The sequence below is a fragment of the Natronorubrum sediminis genome (genome assembly GCF_900108095.1).
Classification (GTDB): domain Archaea; phylum Halobacteriota; class Halobacteria; order Halobacteriales; family Natrialbaceae; genus Natronorubrum; species Natronorubrum sediminis.
Genome location: NZ_FNWL01000002.1, coordinates 818551 through 831901, shown reverse-complemented (window position 1 = coordinate 831901; position 13351 = coordinate 818551). Strand labels below are relative to the sequence as shown.

At 62.5% G+C, this 13351-nt stretch carries 14 protein-coding genes and 1 pseudogene; 10 read left to right on the top strand and 5 right to left on the bottom strand.

What is annotated here, in order from left to right:
* Window positions 1-97 precede the first annotated feature (97 nt).
* The gene (locus tag BLW62_RS11355) at window positions 98-913 is read right to left on the bottom strand and encodes an SRPBCC family protein (RefSeq protein WP_090507148.1); all 816 of its coding nucleotides are present in this window, start codon (window positions 911-913) and stop codon (window positions 98-100) included.
* A gap of 220 nt (window positions 914-1133) precedes the next feature.
* Here BLW62_RS11355 and BLW62_RS11350 point away from each other — a divergent pair, with 220 nt between their 5' ends.
* Complete coding sequence (locus tag BLW62_RS11350) at window positions 1134-1535, top strand: AtzH-like domain-containing protein (protein WP_090507147.1); 402 nt, start codon at window positions 1134-1136, stop codon at window positions 1533-1535.
* Window positions 1536-1645: 110 nt separating this feature from the next.
* A pseudogene (locus tag BLW62_RS19220) lies at window positions 1646-1825 on the top strand (hypothetical protein); the annotation flags it as partial.
* 258 nt (window positions 1826-2083) lie between these two features.
* Here the strand turns inward: BLW62_RS19220 and BLW62_RS11340 are convergent.
* Window positions 2084-3046: a zinc-dependent metalloprotease gene (locus BLW62_RS11340; protein WP_090507145.1), complete on the bottom strand. Its 963-nt coding sequence runs from the start codon at window positions 3044-3046 to the stop codon at window positions 2084-2086.
* A gap of 69 nt (window positions 3047-3115) precedes the next feature.
* A complete protein-coding gene (locus tag BLW62_RS11335) occupies window positions 3116-3430 on the bottom strand; it encodes a hypothetical protein (RefSeq protein WP_090507144.1) in 315 nt (104 codons plus the stop codon).
* Between the two features lie 219 nt (window positions 3431-3649).
* On the opposite strand from BLW62_RS11335, the gene BLW62_RS11330 reads away from it, so the two are divergent.
* The 3 genes from BLW62_RS11330 (at window position 3650) to BLW62_RS11320 (ending at window position 5395) form a co-directional block, all read left to right on the top strand.
* Window positions 3650-3877 carry an LSM domain-containing protein gene (locus tag BLW62_RS11330; RefSeq protein ID WP_076580714.1) on the top strand — a complete coding sequence of 76 codons (228 nt, stop codon included), beginning with the start codon at window positions 3650-3652 and terminating at the stop codon, window positions 3875-3877.
* Window positions 3874-4050, top strand: coding sequence for a 50S ribosomal protein L37e (locus tag BLW62_RS11325; RefSeq protein ID WP_076580712.1), 177 nt, complete (start codon window positions 3874-3876; stop codon window positions 4048-4050). The genes BLW62_RS11330 and BLW62_RS11325 overlap by 4 nt, the downstream gene beginning before the upstream one ends.
* A gap of 154 nt (window positions 4051-4204) precedes the next feature.
* Complete coding sequence (locus tag BLW62_RS11320; RefSeq protein WP_090507143.1) at window positions 4205-5395, top strand: threonine synthase; 1191 nt, start codon at window positions 4205-4207, stop codon at window positions 5393-5395.
* A gap of 8 nt (window positions 5396-5403) precedes the next feature.
* On the opposite strand, the gene BLW62_RS11315 is transcribed toward BLW62_RS11320, so the two are convergent.
* Together BLW62_RS11315 and BLW62_RS11310 are read right to left on the bottom strand one after the other, a co-directional pair.
* Window positions 5404-6144 (bottom strand): DUF502 domain-containing protein, encoded by a 741-nt coding sequence (locus tag BLW62_RS11315; RefSeq protein WP_090507142.1) that lies wholly within the window; start codon window positions 6142-6144, stop codon window positions 5404-5406.
* Between the two features lie 39 nt (window positions 6145-6183).
* The gene (locus BLW62_RS11310; RefSeq protein WP_090507141.1) at window positions 6184-7032 is read right to left on the bottom strand and encodes a proline dehydrogenase family protein; all 849 of its coding nucleotides are present in this window, start codon (window positions 7030-7032) and stop codon (window positions 6184-6186) included.
* A gap of 243 nt (window positions 7033-7275) precedes the next feature.
* On the opposite strand from BLW62_RS11310, the gene BLW62_RS11305 reads away from it, so the two are divergent.
* The 5 genes from BLW62_RS11305 (at window position 7276) to BLW62_RS11285 (ending at window position 13300) form a co-directional block, all read left to right on the top strand.
* Entirely contained in the window at window positions 7276-8649 is a 1374-nt protein-coding gene (locus tag BLW62_RS11305) for an aspartate aminotransferase family protein (RefSeq protein ID WP_090507140.1), read from the top strand.
* Window positions 8650-8711: 62 nt separating this feature from the next.
* Window positions 8712-9101, top strand: a complete 390-nt coding sequence (locus BLW62_RS11300) for a Rid family detoxifying hydrolase (RefSeq protein ID WP_090507139.1) — start codon at window positions 8712-8714, stop codon at window positions 9099-9101.
* A gap of 102 nt (window positions 9102-9203) precedes the next feature.
* Window positions 9204-10484, top strand: a complete 1281-nt coding sequence (locus tag BLW62_RS11295; protein WP_090507138.1) for an amidohydrolase — start codon at window positions 9204-9206, stop codon at window positions 10482-10484.
* Window positions 10485-10610: 126 nt separating this feature from the next.
* Complete coding sequence (locus BLW62_RS11290; RefSeq protein WP_090507137.1) at window positions 10611-11258, top strand: DUF8102 family protein; 648 nt, start codon at window positions 10611-10613, stop codon at window positions 11256-11258.
* 371 nt (window positions 11259-11629) lie between these two features.
* A complete protein-coding gene (locus BLW62_RS11285; protein WP_090507136.1) occupies window positions 11630-13300 on the top strand; it encodes a BCCT family transporter in 1671 nt (556 codons plus the stop codon).
* The last annotated feature ends 51 nt before the right edge of the window (window positions 13301-13351 follow it).

Genomic DNA, 13351 nt, shown 5'->3' with positions numbered 1-13351 from the left:
ACACGAGGGTTCCTGCGGCTACACGAGGGTTCATGGGTTATATCTGGATTCCCGCGGTTACGTCTGGGTTCCCACGATTACGTCAGGGTTCCCGCGACTACATCAGGTCTCCCGTACCCCGACCCGAGGGATTGGTCTCGAGGGAGGGCAGGTCTCCCGTTTCTGCGAGCGTTTTGAACCGCCGGAGCGACGTTCCGACAAGTGATTCAGGGACGACGCCGAGTCGCTGCATCACGGCGTTTCCGAGTTGGCCTCCCGGTGGGTCGTACCGAACCTCGAGGGAGACCTCAGTCCCTCGGTCGTCGGGTGCAGACCGAAAGCGGACTGTCGCCTCGTAGGGAATCGGTGCGCCCGACAGCGATTGCCAGGTCAGTCGACTCCGCGGCTGTTCGTCGACGAGTCGGGAGTCCCACTCGAACCGGCGACCGAAGGGGGCGTCGACCTGCCAGCGGTGTCGGTCGCTGTTCTCCTCATCCGGCTGAGATACCTCCGCGAACGCGCCGACGATCCGAGACAGTTGCTCGGGATCACGCCAGTAGGACTCGAGTTCCTCGGCCGGTTTCCCGACCGTGATCGAGCGCTCGACGGTCGGCTCTCGCCCCCTCGGGTCGGCCGTCCGCTCGTCGTGCGTCGGTGTCGTCTCCGGGTGAACGGGTGCGGATTCTCCTTCACGCTCGAGGCTTCGCGACGGACGGCTGCGCCCGGTCACGGCGCGATAGAGCAGGAGTCCGCCAGCGCCAGTCGTGAGCGCGCTGGTGAGCGAACGTCGCGTGAGGCCGTGCCAGAGGAGCGCGCCGCCTGCTGTCGCGCTCGCGATGCGCTCTCGTCGGCCGAGACCTCGGTTTGTGCCGGTTGCTGGTCGGTCGTCGCTCCTCGAGTGGGCGTCCGTCTGCGTGTTCGTTGGGGATGTCATCGTTCGAAGTGGCCGCTGGGGAGGTTGGCTGTGGGAAACGCCAGGAGTGCATCACTGCGTCGCGTCGCCGTGGTAGGCGTATACTCCGGTGCACTCGCTCATTGGATGTATGGGCTGCACGTGCAACGCTCGCCGTGAGGTCGGGGAGCAAACCGTCAGGCGGGCACGACCTGCGTACGCGTCCGGTGGGCATTTGCGGCCGCAGGTTGTCACTCCCGCCATGAGCGACGAACCGACGGCCGTCGTCCGCGACTATTACGAGGCCCTTCGAACCGGCGACCCACTCGAGGCGTACTTCGAGGAGGACAAATCGACCGTCAAATTCGGTATCAGCGAGGCGTTGTTCGGCTACGAGGAGGTGAGCGAAGCGCTCCGAAGCCAAACCGAGACGACCGCGGAGTGGTCCGTCGAGAGCGACCACCTCGTGGTTACGACCCACACGGATGCGGCGACGTTCGCAGACGAGGTGACGATGGCCTGGACGGACACGGAAAGCGGTGAACGCCGGCGATTCGAAACGCGCTGGAGCGGATCGCTCGTCCATCACCCTTCTGCGGAGTCGAGTGGGGGACCGGAGTGGCTGTTCAACACGATGCACGTCAGCACGGCCGACACCGTATGACGCCCGACGCAGACGGACTCGAGTCCACTGCTGGAGAGCGCGCAGCTGCATCTGACGCCGTCGATGGGGACAACCAGTGGAACACAGCCGAGCACGAATGCGTCCGTGCGAGTTCACAGACACAACTCTCCGATCGACTCAAAGGCGCGTTCGTCCTGCTCGTCGGGCTCTCGAGTGCCACGATGGCGCTCCAGGGAGGCGCGTCCGCGCTCTCGATCGGATTGGCGACGATCATCGGACTCGTCGCCGGAGCCGCGTTACTGTGGTATCTGCAGACGATTTTTGACTAACCGAACGCCGTCTCGAGTAGAGTGTGCAGTCAGCCGATCGATAGCTGACTGACGGTCGTCGTACTCGCCTGGCTAGGAATCGCTCCGCTCGCGGGAGTCAGCGGCTTCGGCTGGGCACTGCTCGTCTCGAGTCTATTCCTCGTCTCGGCGCTCGCACATCGCTATCGCGAACAGGCGATCGAACTGGACGAGTCTCCTACGTCACCGGAACACTCCTGAAACCGAAAAGAGGGAGGACCGATAGCGCGAACGGCGTCGTCACCGATCGACGCGCTGGAGCCACAGCGTCGGATCGTCGAGTTCGGTTTGCGTCGGTAACTGTGCTGGGCTCTCCCAGACGACGCTCGCCGTCTCGAGGTCGGCGCTCTCGACGACGGTCTCGAAGAAGTTCTTTCCGCGCTCGTACTGTCGCTCTTTGAGGCCAAGCCCGAGCAGTCGACGAAACAGTTGCTGAAGCGGGCCACGACCCTGCCGTCGCGCGTCGAGTTTTCGACGCAGATCCGCGTACTCGTCGTCGAAGGCGTGATCCATCAGCAGTTCCGCGTAGCCCTCGACGACCGTCATCGCGGCGTCGAGATCCCGGAACGCAGCGCGATCAAACGAGCCCTCCGTGAGCGTCGCGATGCCGGCTTCCATCCGCGACTCGAGGTGATCGGAGAGCCACGGCGCGGCGCCGAACTCCGCGGCGTGGGTCACTTCGTGGAAGGCGATCCAGCGGCGGAATCGGTCGGGGTCGACGTCCAACTTCTGGGCAGCCTTCAGGATGTTCGGTCTGACGAAGTACAGCGCGTGGTCGTCTTCGGGCGTCTCTGCGAGGAGCAGCGGATCGTACTGTCCGAGAACGTTCCGGCCAAGAAAGGCCAGAAGGACGGTCATCGTGCCCGTGTTGATCGTTCGGGCGACGCCGGGGAACGTGCCCGGAGGGACTTGCTGCTCGAGCGTTCCCATCACGCGTTCGAAGGTCGCGATGTTGGCGTCGATCCAGTGGTGGCGATTCTGGATCTCGACGGTGTCGGGCACGTCGAACTCGACGTTCGCCACCGTTCGCACGGCGTCTCGCGCCTCTCGCACGTCGCGAGCGTAGGCCTCGCGCTCGCCCGTCTCGAGCTCGAGCGAGCCGGGGTCGGTCACCGCCTTCGCGGCGTCGGCGGCCGACTCCCAATCGATGACGTCATCGCCGGATGCCCCGGCAACGGTCCGGGCGCTACGATAGAGGTTCACGAATACCGGATACGGGAAGCACGCGCAAAAGCGTTCGGCTGAGCGGGGTCGGTTCGCGCGTGATATGGGTCAGTTGACAATAACGTCCGGCTGTTCTTCTTCCTCGAGTTCTGGCTCGTCGTCACCGCGGAACTTCTTTGCGGCGACGCCCGCCGCGACGAGGACGACGAGGGCGACCAGTGCGCCAATGGCTTTTCCACCCGAGCCGTCTTCCGCTTCGGCGTCCGAAGCTTCGTCCGTGGCGTCGGCTGTCTCGTACTCCGACTCCGCCTCTGCGTCGTCGTCACTCGAGTCGAACGGAAGGGCGCTATCGATCGTTCCGAGTCCGAACTGGGTGTCTCCGTCAAGATGCAACTCGATGAGGGTAAATTTCTTCTCTCCCATGAGCGAGGGCTCAACGAGCGGGCACTTAGCCGTTGGGTTGGGTGTGTCGCCGAAGCGATGCAGTAGACGATCGGTCGTGGAATCAACGACTTCGTGGCAGACGGGTGCCACTATCGGTGTGCTACTCACTGGCGAAATCGAGCGATCACCGCCGTCCAAACCGGTCGTTGCGGACGCAGGACCGGTACGATTAAGTGTCCATCACCTGCGGTCTGTTATATGAGTGGACGACCGCTTGACGTCCTCGAGGCGTCGCTCGGCGACCGTGTGACGGTACGACTCAAGAGTGGCGACGAGTACGTCGGCGACCTCGCCGGCTACGATCAACACATGAATCTCGTCCTCGAGGACGTAACAATCCCGCTCGAGGGCGACACTGGCGAGACGTCGCCGGCCGAAGACACAACCATTATACGCGGCGATAACGTCGTTTCGATCACTCCATGACTGGTGCAGGAACCCCGAGCCAAGGAAAGAAGAACAAGACGACGCATACGAAGTGCCGTCGCTGCGGAGAGAAGTCGTATCACACCAAGAAGAAGGTCTGCTCGTCGTGTGGCTTTGGCAAATCGGCCAAACGCCGCGAGTACGAGTGGCAGTCGAAGACCGGCGACCACTAACGACGACTGACGCTTTTGGCGGTCTTCATCTCCTGCTTTCGGTGAATTCGAGTGACGACGCCTGCTTTCACGTCGGTACTCGCCCGCGCCCGCCGGTGATCACCTCTCTTCCGTCGATGAACACCCATTTGTTCAGCGCCGCGAACACTCGAGTATGGAACTGACGGACGCATTTCTCGGCCTCGAGTGTCTCGAGTGTGGATCGATCCACGACGGCCCCGACGTGCAGGCGTGTCCCGACTGCGGCGGGGCGCTCGACCCGGCCTACGACTACGACGCCATCGACGTGAGTCGCGAAACATTCGAGTCCCGACCGTTCGACTCGCAGTGGCGCTACGAAGAACTGCTCCCGTTCTCGCGTTCGTCCGCGGTGACGATGAACGAAGGGGCGACCGCGCTCGTTCCCTGTCCCTCCCTCGCGGACGAACTGGGCGTCGACTCCGTCTACCTCAAAGACGAGGGCCGAAATCCGACGGGATCGACGATGGACCGCGGCCAATCGCTCGCCGTCACTGCTGGCGCCGGTCGCGACGCGAACGACGTCGCACTGGCCTCGACGGGCAACGGCGGACAGTCGGCCGCTGCCTACGCCGGTCGGGCCGGCCTCGAGTCACACACCTACGTCCCCTCGCGCTCGAGTTTCTCGAACAAGGCGATGATCAACGTCCACGGCGGCGACATGAACGTCGTCGGTGGCCGCTACGACGACGCCGTCGGTGCCTTCGAGGAAGCGTGTAACGAACACGACGGCTGGTACTCTCTCCAGGCGTTCGACAACCCCTACCGCCACGAGGGCGCGAAGACGACGCTGTACGAACTCGTCGAGCAACTCGAGTGGTCGGTCCCCGACGTCGTCTGTTATCCGACCGGCCTCGGCCTCGGTCTCACGGGGGCGTACAAAGCCGCGACCGAACTCCGCGAACTCGGTCTCGTCGACGAACTCCCGGGCCTCTACGCCGCCCAACCGGCGGGCTGTGCACCCATCGTCGAGGCTAGCGAGGCCGACCGCGAGACGCACGAACCGGTCGAGACGCCAGACACGATCTGTGGCGAACTCGAGATTGCCGATCCGCCGGCGAGTTCACGCGTGCTCGAGGCGCTTGCGGCAACCGACGGCGGCGCAGTGGCCGTCGACGACACGGACATTCTCGAGGCTGGCGTGCAGGTCGCCGCCCACGAGGGTCTCGAGATGGCACCGAGTCCGGCCACGGCAGCCGCTGGCGTCTGGCAACTCGCCGAAAACGGCGCGTTCGACGGCGACGAGACGGTCGTCATCGTGAACACGACTGCCGGAAACAAGGAAGGCGACGTGTTGCGCAGTCACCTGATGAGTCAGGGAATCTAATTCTGCGGTCAGTCGTCGTCAGCGTTATCGGTAGGCTCTCGGTCGAACTCTCGTCGGGCAGATTCCTCGAGTGAGTCGACGTTCGTTTCGTCGACGACGTCGATGGAGACGCCGGCCTCCATTCCCCGCGTTCGGTTTGCGTCGCCGAATCCGGCGCTCAGGACGCGTGTGAGGGCGTCTTCGACGTCTTCTTCGAGGACGGTGATGCGATCGGATTCGACTTCGATGACGAATCCCGTCGTGATGTTCGGTGAGGTCGGCAAGAACAATACTTCGCGGCCGTCGTCGGTCGTTTTGCCGGTTTTGAACGCCGTCATTCGCAGCCCGTTCCACGTCTCGAGTTTGACGGGCGTCTGGAGTGATTCCTGTTCGCCAAAAGCAGTTTCGGCGGCCATCTTCGAGGCGTTGTAGACGACTCGCATAACAGGGACGCGGTTCGCAACGTTGTCGACGACCCGTTCGAAGAGGCCGCCGACGGCGGTTCGCATGAGGTAGCCGACGGAAAAGGTGAGGATGGTAAAGACGGTCAACGCGACGACGACGCGAAGGAACTGCGCGAGTTGCTCGCGTGACTGCTGGGCCTGTCCGGAGTCACCGGGAATCAGTGGCTCGAGGGCTTCTGCCTCGAGGATGAGTCCGGGTGTAATCCCGGCGATGAAGCCGTAGAGCCAGTAAATAACGTAGAGGGTGACGAGAATGGGGCCGAGGACGATCAGCCCACTCGCGAAATCCCGCTTCCACGAAGCCATGTACGCAGACTCACACCAAGGGCTAATGAGCCCTTCCCTTTAGCGTCCGACAATGGCCCGGAGGGCGAACCAGAGGTTTTCCTTCCGTTCCGTGACCCGTCGATAGAAGTACGACGACCACCGATCTCCGAAGGGGACGTACTGATAAACGGGATACTCACGGGCAAGCTCTTCCTGAGTGTCTTCGCGAACGCCCATGAGCAACTGGAGTTCGAACTCGGTGCCATACTCCTCGTGGAGCGAAATCGCGTAGTCGATCATCGCCGGATCGTGACTACCGACGGCGATTCCGCCGTCGAAGTGCTCGAAGGCGTACTCGAGCAACCTTCTGTACTCCTCGTTAACCCGCGTCGAATCCTGATAGGCGACGTCCGTTGGTTCGTCGTAGGCACCTTTGACGAAGCGGACCTTACCCGGCACGTCGGCGAGGCGTTCGACGTCCTCGCGGGTGCGTTTCAGATTCGCCTGAACGCAGAGGCCGAGGCGGGGATTCTCGTTATTGCCGTACTCGTTCGCGAGCGATTCGAACGCATCGAGCGTCGTATCGGTCGTCGTGTGGTCTTCCATGTCGATCCAGACGAAGCCGTCGTGTTCGACCGCGGCCTCGACGACGGTCTCGAGTTCGTCGCGAAAGACCTCTTCGCCAAGGCTGAGGCCGAGTTGCGTCGGCTTGACGGAGAGACAGGCCTCGAGATCGGCCCGAGCGATGTCTTCGAGCAGCGTGCGATACGTCTCGACGTCGGCGCGGACGTCCGCGCGGTCGTCGTAGTGTTCACCGAGCAGGTTGACGATGGCGCGGACGTTTCGGTCGTCGAGCCGTCGCACGTGCTCGAGGGCCGTCGCGGGGGACTCCCCGGCGACGAACCGATTCGCGATCGGCGGGATCATACCCGTCCCTTCGGTCGCGGATTATAAGGAATTTTGTTCCGTCTCGTGTATTGATCTGTTCATCGAGCGCCTACATTCGGCACAAATCATCGGTTCTTCGGCGACTGTCTTCGACGTTCGTTTACAACCCAGACTCGTGGCCACCACCTCGTGCTCGAGTTCAAACCTGTAATCAAAATCCGTATACACACTTCATGGATATTGTGGACAAATTATTAGTGCCTGTTTCACCTCGGGTCACGTATGACGGCAGGACCGCCGATAGACGAGATTCACTTCGACGACGCACCGAACGTCGACAACGTCCCGGGACCGAACACGCAGGCGTTACTCGAGAAACAGGCGGATATCGACAGTAGCGCGGTTGCCTATCCCAACGACATTCCAATCGCCTTCGAGGAGGGCAAAGGAGCGACCGTTCGGGACGCCGACGGCAACACCTACATCGACCTCTTCGCCGGTATCGGCGTGCTCAACGTCGGCCACTCGAACCCCTACGTGCTCGAGGCCGTCCACGAGCAAGCCGACAAGTTCGTCCACACGGTCGACTTCCCGACGGACGCGCGACTCGAGTTGATCGAGAAACTCGACGAAATCGCCCCGGAGGGGTTACAGGGCAACAACCGCGTCGTCTTCGGTGGCCCGACGGGCAGCGACGCCATCGAGGCCTCGATCAAGCTCTCGAAGTACAACTCTGAGGGTGACGGCCTCATCGCCTTCCGCGGCTCCTATCACGGCGCGACGACGGGTGCGATGAGCGTCACCTCGAACACGAAGCTGAAGAAACACTACGCGCCGTTGCTCTCCGACGTCGTTCACGCGCCCTACCCCTATCCGTTCCGAGACGGGAAGTCGCCCGAAGCGTCGGTCGACCACGCCCTCGAGGAGGTCCAGGCTATTCTCGAGGATCCATACGGTGGCCTCGCGAACCCGGCCGGAATCATCGTCGAACCGATTCAGGGAGAGGGCGGCATCGTCACCCCGCCGGCGGGCTTCCTGCAGGGCTTGCGCGACCTCGCCGACGACAACGACGTGACGCTCGTCTTCGACGAGATTCAGACCGGTCTCGGGCGCACCGGCGAGTGGTGGGCCAGCGACTGGGAGGGCGTCACGCCTGACGCGATGACCTCGGCGAAAGCACTGGGCGGCGTCGGTTTCCCGCTCTCGGCGACGATGTACAAAGAAGAACTCGACACCTGGGGTTCGGGAGACCACGCCGGAACCTACCGCGGCCACGTCGTCGGCATGCGTGCCGGTACTCGCGCCATCGAGTACATCCAGGACCACGACCTCCTCGCGCACGCTCGAGACCTCGGCGAGTACATTCAGGACCGACTGCTCGAGGCGGCGGACGAGACCGACCACCTCGCAGACGTGCGTGGAAAGGGACTGTTCATCGGGGCCGAGTTCGTCGACAGCGACGGCAACCCGGGCGACGACATTGTCGACGCGATTCAACAGTACTGTTTCGAACACGGCGTCCTCATCTGGACGGCCGGCCGTCACGGCAACATCCTGCGAATCATCCCGCCCCTCGTGCTCACCCGCGATCTGGCGGAGACGGCCCTGGATATCGTCCTTGAGGCGATCGATCACGCCGTCGAAGTCGAGGCCTGAGCACCGACGACTCGCGAGCGCGCGACCGACCGTTTGCCGACTGAGACGCGAATCACAATTCCATGTCCGACACGGAACCCATCGAAACTGACGGCGCACCGAGCAACGACAACCCATACTCCCAGGGCGTACTGGCCGGCGACACCCTCTACGTCTCGGGCTACGGCCCCGCCGATCCCGAGACGGGCGACGTCGTGGAAGGGGACATTCAGGCCCAGACCGACCGCGTCCTCGAGAACATCGCGAGCGTGGTCGAGGAAGCCGGCGGCGACGGCCTCGCGGACGTCGTCAAAGTCACCGTCTACCTGACCGACCTCGCGGACTACAAGCGGGTCAACGAGGCTTACGGCGAGAAATTCGGCGAGGCACCGCCTGCCCGCGTCTGCGTCGAGGTCTCGAGGCTTCCCGAAAACGTTCGTGTCGAACTGGACGCGACGGCGTACCTCGGCTGACTCGCTCACCGATCTCACCGGTATCTCCACGTTTCCGAGTCTTCTCCGCGTATTCGAGTATCGAGTACGATTAAGTGGGGTCCGTTCCTATCACCGCCAAGAATGTCCCACGACGTACGCACTGGGCTGTCGGAACTCCGTCGGGAGTTTCACCGCCATCCCGAACCCGGCTGGCGCGAGTTTCGGACGACCGACCGAATCGTCGCGGAACTCGAGCAGATCGGCGTCGACGAGATCGCCGTTGGCCGGGAGTGTCTCGCGAGCGACGCGCGGATGGCCGTTCCTGGCGAGGAAGAGATCGAGCCGTGGGCCGAGCGAGCCCGCGAGGCCGGCGTTCGGGACGAGATCCTCGAGTTGACAGCCGACGGCCACACGGGCGTCGTCGCGGTCCTCGAGTGCGGTGGTGGCCCCTCGGTCGGCCTCCGGGTCGATATGGACGCGACGGCGATCCCGGAGTCGACGGAGGGCGGCCACCGGCCGGCAGACGAGGGCTTTCGGTCGGAACACGACGGGTACATGCACGCCTGCGGGCACGACGCCCACATCACGATGGGATTGGGAACGCTCGAGGCGGTCAAAAACAGCGACTTCGAGGGAACGTTCACGGTGTTCTTCCAGCCCGCCGAGGAGATTTCGGGTGGTGGCAAGGCGATGGCCGAAGGCGGCTATCTCGAGGGAATCGACGACCTCTTCGCCGTTCACCTCGGATTGGGCCACCCCACGGGAACCGTCGTCGCCGGCGTCGAAAAACCGCTGGCGATGGCCCACATCACCGCCACGTTCGAGGGTGCGAGTGCCCACGCCGGCACGGCCCCGAACGAAGGGGCGAACGCCATGCAGGCGCTCGCGACGGCGATTCAAAACGGCTACGCGATTCCTCGACACAACGACGGCATGACGCGCGTGAACTTCGGTTCCGTCGAGGGCGGCACCGCGAGCAACGTCATCGCCGAGGAGATCACCCTCGAAGGCGAAGTTCGCGGGGAGACGACGGCGCTGATGGAGTACACGCGAACCGAACTCGAGCGCGTCTGTTACGCCGCCGCGGAGATGCACGACTGTGACGTGACGCCGCGCGTAATCAGCGAGTCGCCGAGCGTCGACAGCGACCCCGAACTTCGGGACCTCGTCGGCTCCGTCGCGCGACGAACCGACGGCGTCGATCGCGTCGTCGATACCGCAGAACTGGGTGCGAGCGAGGACGCGACGTACCTGATGGAACGCGTCCAGGAGTCGGGCGGCCTCGCGACATACGTTCTCGTCGGCACCGACCACCCGACGAACCACCAGACGCCGACGTTCGACGTCGACGAGGAGAGTCTCGAGATCGGCGTTTCAGTGCTTACGGAGGCCGCCCTCGAGTGCGAACGCCACCGATCGTGATCCGATCAGTGCCACAGACGCACCGGAGTGAAGGGCGGGTGACTCGCAGTAACTCGAGACATGTGGATCGAAACACATGTTCAGTAGATCAGAAACGTTAATTCGCGCGATACCCGTGTGTCCTGTATGAGCCAGGATGACGTGCCGGCGTCACTGCAGACGGCAGCCGATGCGGATCGACCGCGTGGGATTCTCACACCGTCCGATCGTGATTTTCTTCTCGGGCGGAAGACGGATTACACCGATCACTCGAAAAAGCAAAAGCGAAACCGCATTCGCCGGCGCGTTCGCAACGCGGTTCTCGATTTCAGTATCCTCTTCGAGTACCTCGAGGAACGGGATCGACAGACTGTCTTCGACCCGGACGACGACGAACGAGATGCCTATACGCAGGGGATTACGGATATGCTCGCCTTCCTCCATCTGGGGACGATGGGCTATCATACGCCCTTTAAAGACATGCTCTCGGAGGGTGTCGGGCAGGCCGAACAGCGACTGGCGGGGTCGAACTACCGAATGGTCAACGTCGAGTTCAACGTCGAACCCGTCGGCCAGATCGACGTCGACGAAGTGGTCGAAAAACTCGAGAACGAGGAGTTCGCCCAGCTCACCGACGAGGAACTCCGCGCGTTCGTCAGGCTGCTAACGATGTCCGAGGAGTTTTCCCCCGAGTCGGCCCGCGAGCAGATCAAAGATCGCGTCGACGAGTACACGAATCAGGTCAACGAGAGTGCCGACGCTCGCGACGGGAACCTCGAGGAACTCACGAACTGAGTCGCATGGGCGAGACGGATCTGTTTTCGAAAAACCGCGATCATCGTTTCCACGAGCCGTACTCGGAAAACCGCAATTCGCCACGAGTACGGCCGATGAAATCGTAAAGACGGCACGCACCCACCTACTTTTTGGTATTCGGTCGCTTTTTTCCGACCAGTGAATCGACCGTCCAGTTATTTCTATCATCGAGTCAATGTCAGTGGCGGATTTGAATAAACGACATCTGTGTATGTCGGTTACAAAAAGAAAATATTTATGCGGGAGACTCACGTTTGCTTCGGTATGCCATCACGCAGCATGGTTGCTGTTGACCGTGATCAGGGCAGCTACCGAGTGAATTGGGGAGTACTCGAGGGGGGTGACGTGTCATGAGCAGTGAAGAGCGAGGTGCGGTGGGTCGGTTCGTCGACGAACTCGATCCCGTCGTCTTCGTCTTCGGTGCGTTGCTTTCGGTGGGGGTGATCGCCGCGTTTTTCATCGATCAAGACGCCGTCGCGAGCGCGATCGATGCTGCGGAAGCCGAGATGCTCAGCTACCTGAGTTGGGCACTGTTGGTGATCGTCTTCCTGATCGTCCTGTTCTTACTGTTCTTGATCGTCGGCCCGTGGGGGAAGATCAAACTCGGGGACGAGGATCCCGAGTACAGCTTCCTTTCGTTTTTCGCGATGTTGTACTCGGCTGGATTCGCCGCCGGCGTCGTCTTCTGGGGTCCGACTGAAGGGTTGTTCTACTACGACGACCCGAATCCGCTATTCGGAGCCGAGGGCGGCTCCGCCGAAGCGATTCCGCTCGCGATTCAACAGACGCTGTTCCACTGGGCGCTGCCCCAACTCGCGGTGTTTACCATCATGGGCATCGCGATCGGTTACTTCGCGTACAACTACGATAAGGTCCCGTTGCGGGTCTCCTCGGCGCTCACGCCGATCCTCGGCAAGGAGAATCTCGACGGGCCGGCGGCGAAGGTCATCGACATTTTGGCCGTCTTCGCGACGATCGGTGGCGTCGCGACCTCGCTCGGCTTCATCGGGAGCCAGTTCGTCAGCGGGCTGGATTACCAGTGGGGGATCAGCATGGGCGATACCGGCATCTTGCTCGTGGTCACGACCATGACCATCCTCTTTACGATCTCGATGGTGCTCGGGATCGACAAGGGGATTCGTCGGCTGTCGAACTTCAACATGATCCTGTTCGTCGCGTTAATGCTCGTCACGTTTATCGTCGGTCCGACGATGTTCCTCCTCTTGCTCGGCTCGCAAGCCATGGGCGGGATGATCGGCGATTTCGTCTCGATGAGCCTCTACACTGGAGCCGGAACCGGAGAGGGTGGGACCGGATGGGTCGAAGACTGGACGGTCTTCTACTGGGCGTGGGCGCTCTCGTGGTCGCCGTTCGCTGGCCTGTTCATCGCCCGTATTTCGAAGGGCCGAACCGTTCGCGAAGTCGCATTTACGGGCATCGTCGCCACGTCCGCTGCGACCATCCCGTGGTTCACGTTCGTCGGCGGCACCGCCGTGTGGGCACAACACAACGGCATCGCCGACTTCGGTGAGGTGCTGGCAGGTGAGGCAGGCGCGGAAGTGTCCGGATTCATCCTGTTCGACGCGCTTTCGTTCTCGGTCGCTGGCATAACCATTCCGATCGGGTCGGCGCTGATCATCGGCTTCCTGATCCTGGTCACGTCGTTCTTCGTCACCTCCGCCGACTCCTCTACGCTCGCCGTCTCGATGATGACCACCGGCGGTAAAGCGTCACCGTCGACGATCAACCGCCTCTTCTGGGGCGTCGTCCTCGGACTGACCGCCGCGATCCTCATGATTCTCGGCGGTGACGAGGGAGCCGGCGCACTCGAGCAAGCAGTCGTCATTACGGGCGCACCGTTCGCGTTCGTCTGTCTGCTCGCCTTATTCGCACTCGTCCACGACTTCAGCACTACGAAGGGTCGAGTCCTGCTCCAAGAGAAGACGGTGCTCTTTGGCTCGAGTTCCACGCGAACCGACGACGAGCCGACGGCGTCACCGGAACCGGGAGACGACGACTAACGACGAACCTCGGCGGTATTCGATTTTCGTATTCGTGCGTCGATTTTCGAG

What these genes read in the sequence shown, in the direction of transcription:
- BLW62_RS11355 (WP_090507148.1), bottom strand. Translation starts at nt 913, where the DNA reads ATGACATCCCCAACGAACACGCAGACGGACGCCCACTCGAGGAGCGAC.
- BLW62_RS11350 (WP_090507147.1), top strand. Translation starts at nt 1,134, where the DNA reads ATGAGCGACGAACCGACGGCCGTCGTCCGCGACTATTACGAGGCCCTT.
- BLW62_RS11335 (WP_090507144.1), bottom strand. Translation starts at nt 3,430, where the DNA reads ATGGGAGAGAAGAAATTTACCCTCATCGAGTTGCATCTTGACGGAGAC.
- BLW62_RS11330 (WP_076580714.1), top strand. Translation starts at nt 3,650, where the DNA reads ATGAGTGGACGACCGCTTGACGTCCTCGAGGCGTCGCTCGGCGACCGT.
- BLW62_RS11325 (WP_076580712.1), top strand. Translation starts at nt 3,874, where the DNA reads ATGACTGGTGCAGGAACCCCGAGCCAAGGAAAGAAGAACAAGACGACG.
- BLW62_RS11320 (WP_090507143.1), top strand. Translation starts at nt 4,205, where the DNA reads ATGGAACTGACGGACGCATTTCTCGGCCTCGAGTGTCTCGAGTGTGGA.
- BLW62_RS11315 (WP_090507142.1), bottom strand. Translation starts at nt 6,144, where the DNA reads ATGGCTTCGTGGAAGCGGGATTTCGCGAGTGGGCTGATCGTCCTCGGC.
- BLW62_RS11310 (WP_090507141.1), bottom strand. Translation starts at nt 7,032, where the DNA reads ATGATCCCGCCGATCGCGAATCGGTTCGTCGCCGGGGAGTCCCCCGCG.
- BLW62_RS11305 (WP_090507140.1), top strand. Translation starts at nt 7,276, where the DNA reads ATGACGGCAGGACCGCCGATAGACGAGATTCACTTCGACGACGCACCG.
- BLW62_RS11300 (WP_090507139.1), top strand. Translation starts at nt 8,712, where the DNA reads ATGTCCGACACGGAACCCATCGAAACTGACGGCGCACCGAGCAACGAC.
- BLW62_RS11295 (WP_090507138.1), top strand. Translation starts at nt 9,204, where the DNA reads ATGTCCCACGACGTACGCACTGGGCTGTCGGAACTCCGTCGGGAGTTT.
- BLW62_RS11290 (WP_090507137.1), top strand. Translation starts at nt 10,611, where the DNA reads ATGAGCCAGGATGACGTGCCGGCGTCACTGCAGACGGCAGCCGATGCG.
- BLW62_RS11285 (WP_090507136.1), top strand. Translation starts at nt 11,630, where the DNA reads ATGAGCAGTGAAGAGCGAGGTGCGGTGGGTCGGTTCGTCGACGAACTC.